Origin of the sequence: Methylophaga sp. UBA1464, from assembly GCF_002325665.1 — a bacterium.
Taxonomy (GTDB): domain Bacteria; phylum Pseudomonadota; class Gammaproteobacteria; order Nitrosococcales; family Methylophagaceae; genus Methylophaga.
The window spans coordinates 3934-13296 of sequence record NZ_DCSO01000056.1; the positions used below are offsets into that span (position 1 = coordinate 3934).

The following is a 9363-nucleotide window of genomic DNA, read 5'->3' on the forward strand; positions in this document are numbered from 1 at the left end:
GGAAACCAAAGTGATTTCCCATCCGGAATGCAGTTTTGAAGTCTGCCAGAAATCGGATTATGTGGGATCAACCGAATATATTGTGAATACTATTGCCAATAGTGAACCCAATACCCGTTGGTTGGTGGGTACGGAATTGAATCTGGTGAATCGTTTACATGAACGTTTCCAGGATCAGGGTAAATCGGTACATTTCATGTCGCCAACGGTGTGCATGTGTTCAACCATGTTCCGCGTTGATCCTCAGCATTTATTATGGGTATTGGAAAATCTGGTAGAAGGTCATGTCGTCAATCAGGTATCAGTGGATCCGGTGACTGCCAAAGAAGCCAAACTGGCGCTGGACCGGATGCTCGCTTTACCGATTTAAAACAGGAGATAGCGCGTTATGTCAGAGACCACACAAGCCTGTACACAGCGACGCTATGAAGTGACCAAACAAGATCTGCCCATCAGTTGTCCCATGCCGGATATGCCGGCATGGAATGCTCATCCTCGTGTTTACCTTGAAATAAAAAGCCATGGTGAAGTGCTGTGTCCATACTGCGGCACACTGTTTGTGCTGAAAAATTAACTGATGAAAAAACGTTTACAAGTTGCGGTTGCGATCATTCTTAATAATGATGAACAGGTATTAATTGCCCGTCGCCATGCACATCAGCATCAAGGTGATCTGTGGGAATTTCCGGGAGGCAAGCGTGAAGCCGATGAAACCCGGTTACAGGCTTTGCAGCGGGAAATTCAGGAAGAAGTCGGTTTACAGGTTGAGCAGGCTGACCCCTTAATGCAGATTGTTCATGATTATCCAGACCTGCAGGTCGAGCTTGATGTCTGGTTAGTGACCGACTTTGTTGGTGAAGCAACCGGTAAGGAAGGGCAGCCATTGCAATGGTGTGCTTTAGCAGATTTAAAAGAAAAAGAGTTTCCTGCTGCGAACGTGGAAATTATAGAGCGACTGCAAAGACTTTACGTGGTTTAGTGAAACGAGTTGGGATCATCTTCAGGATCGATAACCGGTTCACCGGGAATGCGATGATTGCCCGCAGCCCACTCGCCCAGATCGATGAGTTTGCAACGTTCACAACAGAACGGCTTCCATTTGTTTTCGTCCGTCCATTCCACTTTACGTCCGCATTGTGGACAATTTACTTTCAAAACCATAATTACATCGTGCAACAGCTAAGCTGAAAATCCGCATCATCATTAATTTGTTGGGGACGCTGATTGATATCAAACGTCATAAAACGTACTGTAAAACGGTGTTTACCGCCGCTGATTTCAGGGTAGTAAGGTGTTGAGGCCGGTATACGAACCCGAATCAATTGTGTGGGTAAATTACTATCCAGACTGCGCTGATAAAAGCCTTTCTCTGCTTGAGCCGTAGAAAAACCAGAACTGCCACGAATCAGCTTGAGACTGATATTGATTGCTCCGCGAACAGCAACAAACTGTTCCAGCCAATAATTCAGCTGTTGTTGTCGCTGTTCAACTGAGCTGTGTTGTAACCAGTAGTGATAAGCTGGCAAATCAAAATCACAGGTGCCCCCGGCGATACTGGAACGCTGGCGGATGCTGTACAGAAATTCATTTTCTTTTAACACCTGGCCGATAGCCGATTTACGGATTTGCAACGCGTCAAGCGTCTGATCCAATTCAGCGAGCAGCGCATCCAGTGTCTCATTATCAACACCCGGCGAGTTTTCCAGCGCAGATAAATTGGTAATCAGCCGTTCAACTTCTTTGGTGACTTCGGATTTCATGTCTCCACGTTCAAACACCAGCAGCATATTCAGCATGGCATCAATGGCTTCACGATGACTCATTTCATCATCGTGTTGCATGGCATAGTCCACACGTGCCAGCAGAAATTCCAGGCGCAGGAAGGTTCTGATGCGTTCATTGAGAGGTTGTTCGTATGTAATTACGTCAGACATAGTGTGTTTTATGATTTCGCCATAAGGTCAGCATTTTGACCTGATTTAATGTTCTGCTGCCTCAGCCAACTGACAATATAACGCATGCAGTTGTGTGACCTGAAATTTCAATTTTTCAATTCCATCGCTATTGTCGATGATATCGTCAGCATATTGCAATCGCTCTGCACGATTTGATTGAGCCGCAAGATGTTGAATGGCCTCTTCAACGGAAAGCTGATCTCTGGTTTGCAGACGTGCCAGTTGGGTTTCGTGATCTACATCTACTAACAGAATTCTATCCACACAAGACTGCATATTCGCTTCAATCAATAAAGGAATACTCACTATACAGTAACTGCCCGTGGCGTCTGCAGCCTGTTGCAAAAGCTGTTGGCGGATTGATGGATGCAGAATTTGTTCTAAAGTCTGTTTGGCCCTGCGATCAGAGAATAACCGTTTGCGTAATGCGGCTCGATTTAACTGCCCATCTGCCAGCAGATAATCAGCACCAAACTGCTGAACAATGGATTGATATTCAGCCGTACCGGGTTGACTCAGCTGACGGGCAATATTATCGGCATCGATGACCTCAATACCCAGATTTTCGAATAACGTTGAGACCGTTGATTTGCCCGATGCGATGCCTCCGGTAAGGCCAACCCGAAATACCATTTCAGCTTAACCCGCTCCAGTTCAAATAACCGCTGGTCAGGCTTTCTCCCCACACCAGGGCTAACCAACCTGCTGCGGCAAGATAAGGCCCAAATGGAATCGGATTATCCCGATGCTGCTGTTTTAACAGAATCAGGCTGATACCGACCAATGCACCCACTAGAGAAGACAATAAAATAATCATTGGCAGTGCTTGCCAACCCATCCAGGCCCCCAGAGCTGCCAGCAGTTTGAAATCGCCATAGCCCATGCCTTCCTTACCGGTTACCAAGCGAAAGCCATGATAGACCAGCCAGAGGGCAAGATAGCCGACGATGGCACCAATCACGGCCGAACTGATATCGGTAAATGTACCAAATAGATTAAAGAAAAGCCCCAGCCACAATAATGGCAGGGTAATACTGTCCGGTAACAGCTGGTGATCCACATCAATAAATGTCAATGCCAGCAAAGCCCAGCTTAGAAGTAACGCGCCACAGACTGCAATCCCAAACCCAAAATGCCATGCAACCAACGCTGAAATAATAGCGGTCAGCAACTCAATTAGTGGATAGCGTTTCGAAATCGGTGCTTTGCAGTCTTTGCAACGGCCTTTGAGTATCAGGTAACTGATAACCGGAATATTTTCTAATGCGGTAATGGCATGACCGCAATGCGGACAGCGAGAGCGGGGTTTACTTAATGTCAGCTCATCTGATTTAGGGGCCGCCGAACCAATTAAGTCATGGCATTGTTGTTCCCATTCGCGCTGCATTATAAGGGGCAGACGATGAATCACCACATTGAGAAAACTGCCGACTAATAAACCCAGAATAAAAGTACTGACAATAAAAAATGTGCTGGAGGTTTCCAGCAGATAAATAAGCGACATAGGATTAAACGACTGCGCCGAGTTTGAAAATCGGCAAGTACATGGCAATAACCAGCGTACCGATCAAAATACCCAGGAATGCCATAATAAAGGGCTCCATTAACGCCGTCATATTATCAACAGCATCATCCACTTCACGTTCAAAAAAATCGGCCACTTTGGCCAGCATCGCGTCGAGTGAACCGGATTCTTCACCAATCGACACCATCTGAATCACCATATTAGGAAACAGTTCGGTGTCGGTCATGGCTTTATTTAACTGTGTACCCGTGGCGACATCATCGCGCATTTCCAAAGTAGCTTCGTTGTAAACAATATTACCAGTAGCCCCAGCTACCGAAGTCATTGCTTCCACCATCGGCACACCGGCTTTGAACATAACGGAAAAGGTTCTGGCAAAACGTGCAATAGCACCTTTGGTCAAGACATCACCGATGACGGGCAATTTTAATAGCATTCGATCCATAAAATGCTGGATTTTCCGGGAACGTCTGCGGGCTGCCATAAAGCCCATTACAGAACCGATAATGCTGCCGAAAATTAACCACCAGTAGTCCTGGAATACCTGAGAAATACTGATGACTATTTTGGTCAGGCCAGGCAAGTCCGCACCGAAACCGGTAAATAACGCCTGAAACTGCGGAATAACAAAGATCATTAAAATAGCCGTCACAATGAACGCCACCACCATAATGGCGGTAGGGTATACCAGCGCTTTTTTGATTTTGGATTTCAGTGCTTCGGTTTTTTCCTGGTAGGTTGCGATTTCGTGAAGCAGGGCTTCCAGCGTACCGGACTGTTCACCGGCATTGATCAAGCTGATATACAGATCATCAAAGTGTAATGGAAATTTTGCCAATGATTCTGCCAGGCTGGTACCTGATTCCACATCGGCTTTAATAGCCAGAATCATTTCCTGCATGCTGGCATTTTCGTGGCCTTCACCAATGATTTGCAATGATTGCATCATTGGCACACCGGATGACATCATCGTGGCCAGCATTCGACTGAAAATGGCGATATGAACCGGTTTGATTTTGGGTTTACGGGGAGCAAATAAATCTTTGGGTTTACGGCGCACTTTACCGGGAGTTATGCCCTGACGTCGTAAATCTGCTCGGACAGCCTGCACACTCTCACCAGCTTGCTGGCCTTTAACCTTGCGGCCAGATTTATTTGTGCCCTGCCATAAATATAACGTCGGCAGCTCGGCTTTTTTAGGTTTACTTGCTGTAGCCACGATTTATTCCTTAATGACGCGGTTAATTTCTTCCAGACTGGTCGCTCCGGCCATGACCTTTTTAAGACCGGATGCACGCAAATCATCAATCCCTTCAGCTTTTGCCTGATCTGCAAGTTGAATCGAATTTCCACCTTCCATGATCATACGTCCCATTGCTTCGGATACGGGCATGACTTGATAGATACCAACCCGTCCTTTATACCCTTCGGTGCAATGTTCGCAACCGACAGCATGGTAAACTTTGAAATCTGTCGCAATTTGTTCCGGGCTGAACCCCTCTTCAATCAGGGTTTCTTTTGGCAATGTTTCTCCCTTTTTACAGTGCTGACAAAGACGACGTGCCAGACGCTGCGCAATAATCAACGTCACCGCAGAGGCAATATTAAAGGCTGGAACCCCCATATTAGCAAGGCGGGTCAGCGTTTGTGGTGCATCATTGGTATGCAAAGTAGAAAACACCATATGGCCGGTTTGTGCGGCTTTAATGGCAATTTCAGCAGTTTCCAGATCGCGAATCTCACCCACCATGATAACGTCAGGATCCTGACGTAAGAATGCTCTCAGGCACTCGGTAAATCCCAAACCAATCTGCGGATGCACATTGACCTGATTGATACCCGGAAGGTTTATCTCAGCCGGATCTTCGGCGGTGGAGATATTGCGGTCATCGGTATTAAGGATATTCAATGCGGTATATAACGAAACGGTTTTACCGCTACCGGTCGGACCCGTAACCAGCACCATCCCATAGGGTTTGTGCATGGTTTCCATAAAGATTTTTTTCTGATCTTCTTCATATCCCAATGCATCAATACCCAGCTGTGCACTGGTCGGATCCAGAATACGCAAAACGATTTTTTCGCCAAATAAGGTCGGACAGGTACTGACACGAAAATCAATGGCTTTGGATTTGGAAATTTTCAATCGCATCCGGCCATCCTGCGGTACCCTGCGCTCCGCAATATTCATTCTTGAAAGTACTTTCAGACGGGCTGCTATACGTCCCCCTAAGGCGACAGGAGCTGTTTTGGTTTCATGCAGAATACCGTCAATACGCACCCGAACACGGTATTTTTTTTCATAGGGTTCAAAGTGAATATCTGAAGCGCCTGCTTTAATTGCCTGAGTCAGAATACCGTTGATAAATCTGACAACAGGCGTGTCATCAATATTTTTCTCACTCAGCTCAGCGCCGCGATCCGCTTCATCATCTGGTCCCAGATCAATGTCGTCCAGTTCGGCATCATCAAAATCATCTAAAACCTGATTTTTGTTATCCAGCGCTTTTTCGATGGTGACCGATAATTTTTGTTCATCAACCAGAACGGGGTAGGTATTCAGCGCAGTATTAAATTGAAATTCGTCAAGAGCTTGCAGGTTGGTCGGGTCTGACACCGCGACATATAAACGTTTGCCCCGTTGGAACAGTGGTAAGGCATTATGCTGACGAATAAGTTTTTCCTGAAACAGGCTGGTCGGTGCCAGTTCCATGTTCATGCTGTCGAGATCGAATAATGGTACGCCAAATTCTTGTGAGGCAATGGCACCAATAACATCACTATTAAGTAATTTATTATTGACCAGATAGGTTACGAAGGACTGAGAAGCCTGTTTGGCGGTGACCTGGGCTGTCTGGGCCTGCTCCTCACTCAGCAAGCCTTCACTTACAAGTCGCCTGGCGAGACCGCTTAGCCGGATAGGTGCTGTTGTATTTGCCATTACGGGACGCGATTCCTTAATATAATGCCTACATTCAATGCGCTGGGGCCTGTTTGTATTTCATCATCATCACTGCTGGCTGTGAAAGATAAACAGACCCTAATAGTATGTAACTTAAATAATAAATTCTAGTTTCCAATGTGGGCCTGTCACGGAATTTCCTGTGTATACTGCCTGCCATTAAAGCATCGGGGAAGACATCATGCGGAAAATATCTGGCTGGAAAGTTCTGGCTTTAGTTCTTAGTACCGTGGCAATACTCACTTCATGTGGTCTGAAGGGCGATTTATACCTGCCGGAAGGCCAGGCCAATACTGTGAAGGTTTCCTAAAAACATGCAAGATTATTTCGTACAAAAACACGGTGAATTATACGCTGAGCAGCAATCCCTGACCGAATTAGCGGCGGAGTTTGGCACACCTGCCTATGTCTATTCCAGAGCGGCACTAGAACAGCACTGGAAAGCGTTTGACGATGCGTTTAAAGCCTATCCGCACCTGGTCTGCTATGCCGTCAAGGCCAATTCAAATCTTGCCGTGCTCAATGTGCTTGCCAGATTGGGATCCGGCTTTGATATTGTTTCTGCCGGTGAATTGGCACGAGTGATTGCCGCTGGCGGTAAAGCAGAAAAAACGGTTTTTTCCGGTGTCGGCAAAACGGTTGAAGAAATCAGCTACGCCCTGAACATCGGCATCCGTTGTTTTAATGTGGAATCGGTTCCTGAGCTGCAACGTATCAGCGACGTCGCCGTCAGCCTTGGAAAAACGGCTCCAATTTCTATTCGTGTCAATCCGGATGTTGATGCACAAACCCATCCGTATATTTCGACCGGACTGAAAGAAAACAAATTTGGCATTGCGATTGATGATGCGTTAGATGTTTATCAGCAGGCAGTATCATTACCTAACCTGCAGATAATCGGCGTGGATTGCCATATTGGCTCGCAGCTGACTTCTGTTTCCCCGTTTGTTGATGCATTGCAGCGAGTTTTAGCACTGATTGACGCGTTGGCAGAACAGGGCATTATGATCAAGCATCTCGACATTGGTGGTGGACTGGGTATTTGCTATCGCGACGAAACACCGCCCACTCCGGCTGAATATGCTCACGCGATGCATGGTTTATTAAATGGACGTGAATTGGAAATTATGCTGGAGCCAGGAAGGGCAATTGCTGGCAATGCCGGAATTTTGCTGACCAAAGTGGAATATATCAAAGCCACAGAAGCCAAAAACTTCGCAATTGTTGATGCGGCTATGAATGATTTACTCAGACCGGCGTTATACCAATCATGGATGGCGATTGAAGCGGTTAAACCTCGCTCAGATGAAGCAGAACAAGACTTTGATATAGTCGGCCCGGTTTGTGAAACCGGCGACTTTTTAGGCAAAGATCGAAGTCTGGCAATCCAAAGCGGAGATTTATTGGCGATTCGTTCTGCTGGAGCGTATGGTTTTACCATGAGTTCAAATTACAACTCACGTCCACGGGCAGCAGAGATAATGGTTGACGGCGAAACCATGCATGTGGCGCGTCAACGGGAAACTGTTGAAAGCCTTTATGCTGGTGAGCAGATATTGCAGGATTAACCCTATGTTGAAATTCAGCAAAATGCATGGTCTGGGAAATGATTTTGTGGTCATTGATGCCATCAATCAGTCTGTGCAGCTGACCACTGAGCAAATTCGCTTTATGGCCGATCGGCATATTGGTATCGGCTGTGATCAGCTATTGCTGGTGGAAAAATCAGAGCGACCTGATGTGGATTTCCGTTACCGGATTTTTAATGCAGATGGCGGGGAAGTCTCCCAATGCGGCAATGGTGCGCGATGTTTTGCCAGATATGTACGTGATAACGGCCTGAACGACAAAGATTCGATTGCCGTAGAGACTGCCTCTGGCGTGATTTATCCGACTTTACAGAGCGATGGTCAGGTTTGTGTTGATATGGGAAAACCACGCTTTTCACCTGAACAGATCCCCTTTAAAACACCTGAAGCCAGCAATACCTATATGCTGGTGGTTGAACCAGGCCATCAGGTTGAAATCGCTGCACTGTCAATGGGTAACCCGCATGCTGTTTTGTTGGTAGACGATGTCGCAAAAGCGCCCGTCGGTGAGCTGGGTCCGAAAATAGAAAGCCATGCCCAATTTCCGGAACGGGTGAATGTCGGCTTTATGCAGCTGGTAGATCATGAACATATTAAATTACGCGTTTATGAGCGTGGCTCTGCTGAAACAACAGCTTGTGGTACTGGGGCTTGCGCGGCAGTAGTAAGCGGCATTCGTCGTGGAATACTTGGGCGGCAGGTTAGTGTTTTATTACCGGGCGGCACATTAGAAATCAGCTGGCCTGATGAGGATTCCTCAGTATGGATGACCGGACCGGCACAACATGTATTTGATGGAGAAATTGCGTGGGCAACACTCAACAATCTGTAAACGCTGAACAGGTCAGTGAATTTTTACGACAGCACACAGATTTTCTGATCGAGCAGCCTGACTTATTGTCTGAACTTGAGTTCGATAAATCACCTGAAGGCACGATTTCGCTGGCGCAACGACAGCGGCAGCAATTACGCCAGAAAAATCAGCATCTGCATGATCAATTGCATGCGTTAATTGATAATGCTCATAGCAATGCCGCGTTGCAACAACGAGTGCATCAACTCTGCTTGCGACTAATGGATTGCCATGATCTACAAGGCCTGTTGGCCACTTTGATGCAACAATTAAAAGAAGAATTCTCGGCTGACGAAGTGTCGTTAAGATTGTTTTACAGCGGTGAACAAAAACCGAAATTACCGCCTGTTGAAGGCAATATTGCCGAATTACATGCCGATGATAGCCAACTGAAAGCCTTTGACCATATTCTGGCCAAACAGCAACCGGTTTGTGGCCGACTGACCAAAGCGCAGAAACAATTATTGTTCGGTGAAAAG

General features: G+C 46.5%; 13 protein-coding genes. 7 read left to right on the plus strand and 6 right to left on the minus strand.

The window, feature by feature from the left end; all coding sequences use genetic code 11:
• From nadA to mutT, 3 genes are all read left to right on the plus strand, one after another.
• Nucleotides 1-370, plus strand: a 370-nt coding sequence (nadA, locus tag B3O33_RS06925) for a quinolinate synthase NadA (RefSeq protein ID WP_292363270.1), incomplete at its 5' end; no start/stop codon positions are given.
• A gap of 18 nt (nucleotides 371-388) precedes the next feature.
• Nucleotides 389-574 carry a zinc-finger domain-containing protein gene (locus B3O33_RS06930; protein ID WP_292360475.1) on the plus strand — a complete coding sequence of 62 codons (186 nt, stop codon included), beginning with the start codon at nucleotides 389-391 and terminating at the stop codon, nucleotides 572-574.
• A gap of 3 nt (nucleotides 575-577) precedes the next feature.
• The gene (gene mutT, locus B3O33_RS06935; RefSeq protein ID WP_292360473.1) at nucleotides 578-979 is read left to right on the plus strand and encodes an 8-oxo-dGTP diphosphatase MutT; all 402 of its coding nucleotides are present in this window, start codon (nucleotides 578-580) and stop codon (nucleotides 977-979) included.
• Here mutT and yacG read toward each other — a convergent pair.
• From yacG to pilB, 6 genes are read right to left on the minus strand one after another with little or no spacing between them, the layout of a single operon-like run.
• Nucleotides 976-1161, minus strand: coding sequence for a DNA gyrase inhibitor YacG (gene yacG, locus B3O33_RS06940; RefSeq protein ID WP_292360471.1), 186 nt, complete (start codon nucleotides 1159-1161; stop codon nucleotides 976-978). The two genes, mutT and yacG, sit on opposite strands and share 4 nt — an antisense overlap.
• A 2-nt stretch (nucleotides 1162-1163) precedes the next feature.
• The gene (zapD, locus tag B3O33_RS06945) at nucleotides 1164-1934 is read right to left on the minus strand and encodes a cell division protein ZapD (RefSeq protein ID WP_292360469.1); all 771 of its coding nucleotides are present in this window, start codon (nucleotides 1932-1934) and stop codon (nucleotides 1164-1166) included.
• Nucleotides 1935-1979: 45 nt separating this feature from the next.
• Nucleotides 1980-2588 (minus strand): dephospho-CoA kinase, encoded by a 609-nt coding sequence (coaE, locus tag B3O33_RS06950; protein WP_292360467.1) that lies wholly within the window; start codon nucleotides 2586-2588, stop codon nucleotides 1980-1982.
• 1 nt (nucleotide 2589) lies between these two features.
• Entirely contained in the window at nucleotides 2590-3459 is an 870-nt protein-coding gene (locus B3O33_RS06955) for a prepilin peptidase (protein WP_292360465.1), read from the minus strand.
• A 4-nt stretch (nucleotides 3460-3463) separates the two neighbouring features.
• The gene (locus B3O33_RS06960; protein WP_292360463.1) at nucleotides 3464-4699 is read right to left on the minus strand and encodes a type II secretion system F family protein; all 1236 of its coding nucleotides are present in this window, start codon (nucleotides 4697-4699) and stop codon (nucleotides 3464-3466) included.
• 3 nt (nucleotides 4700-4702) lie between these two features.
• Entirely contained in the window at nucleotides 4703-6421 is a 1719-nt protein-coding gene (pilB, locus tag B3O33_RS06965; protein WP_292360462.1) for a type IV-A pilus assembly ATPase PilB, read from the minus strand.
• A gap of 202 nt (nucleotides 6422-6623) precedes the next feature.
• On the opposite strand from pilB, the gene lptM reads away from it, so the two are divergent.
• The 4 genes from lptM to B3O33_RS06985 all read left to right on the plus strand — a co-directional run.
• On the plus strand, nucleotides 6624-6752 hold the full coding sequence (lptM, locus tag B3O33_RS06970; protein ID WP_292360460.1) for an LPS translocon maturation chaperone LptM: 129 nt from the start codon (nucleotides 6624-6626) through the stop codon (nucleotides 6750-6752).
• A gap of 4 nt (nucleotides 6753-6756) precedes the next feature.
• Nucleotides 6757-8010, plus strand: coding sequence for a diaminopimelate decarboxylase (gene lysA / locus B3O33_RS06975; RefSeq protein ID WP_292360458.1), 1254 nt, complete (start codon nucleotides 6757-6759; stop codon nucleotides 8008-8010).
• A gap of 4 nt (nucleotides 8011-8014) precedes the next feature.
• On the plus strand, nucleotides 8015-8863 hold the full coding sequence (dapF, locus tag B3O33_RS06980) for a diaminopimelate epimerase (protein ID WP_339612390.1): 849 nt from the start codon (nucleotides 8015-8017) through the stop codon (nucleotides 8861-8863).
• A partial coding sequence (locus B3O33_RS06985) for a DUF484 family protein (protein WP_292363272.1) occupies nucleotides 8839-9363 on the plus strand: 525 nt, incomplete at its 3' end. The genes dapF and B3O33_RS06985, both read left to right, overlap by 25 nt.

Excerpts from the sequence above, each read along its gene's own strand:
- B3O33_RS06930 (WP_292360475.1), top strand. The coding sequence starts at position 389 with ATGTCAGAGACCACACAAGCCTGTACACAGCGACGCTATGAAGTGACC.
- mutT (WP_292360473.1), top strand. The coding sequence starts at position 578 with ATGAAAAAACGTTTACAAGTTGCGGTTGCGATCATTCTTAATAATGAT.
- yacG (WP_292360471.1), bottom strand. The coding sequence starts at position 1,161 with ATGGTTTTGAAAGTAAATTGTCCACAATGCGGACGTAAAGTGGAATGG.
- zapD (WP_292360469.1), bottom strand. The coding sequence starts at position 1,934 with ATGTCTGACGTAATTACATACGAACAACCTCTCAATGAACGCATCAGA.
- coaE (WP_292360467.1), bottom strand. The coding sequence starts at position 2,588 with ATGGTATTTCGGGTTGGCCTTACCGGAGGCATCGCATCGGGCAAATCA.
- B3O33_RS06955 (WP_292360465.1), bottom strand. The coding sequence starts at position 3,459 with ATGTCGCTTATTTATCTGCTGGAAACCTCCAGCACATTTTTTATTGTC.
- pilB (WP_292360462.1), bottom strand. The coding sequence starts at position 6,421 with ATGGCAAATACAACAGCACCTATCCGGCTAAGCGGTCTCGCCAGGCGA.
- lptM (WP_292360460.1), top strand. The coding sequence starts at position 6,624 with ATGCGGAAAATATCTGGCTGGAAAGTTCTGGCTTTAGTTCTTAGTACC.
- lysA (WP_292360458.1), top strand. The coding sequence starts at position 6,757 with ATGCAAGATTATTTCGTACAAAAACACGGTGAATTATACGCTGAGCAG.
- dapF (WP_339612390.1), top strand. The coding sequence starts at position 8,015 with ATGTTGAAATTCAGCAAAATGCATGGTCTGGGAAATGATTTTGTGGTC.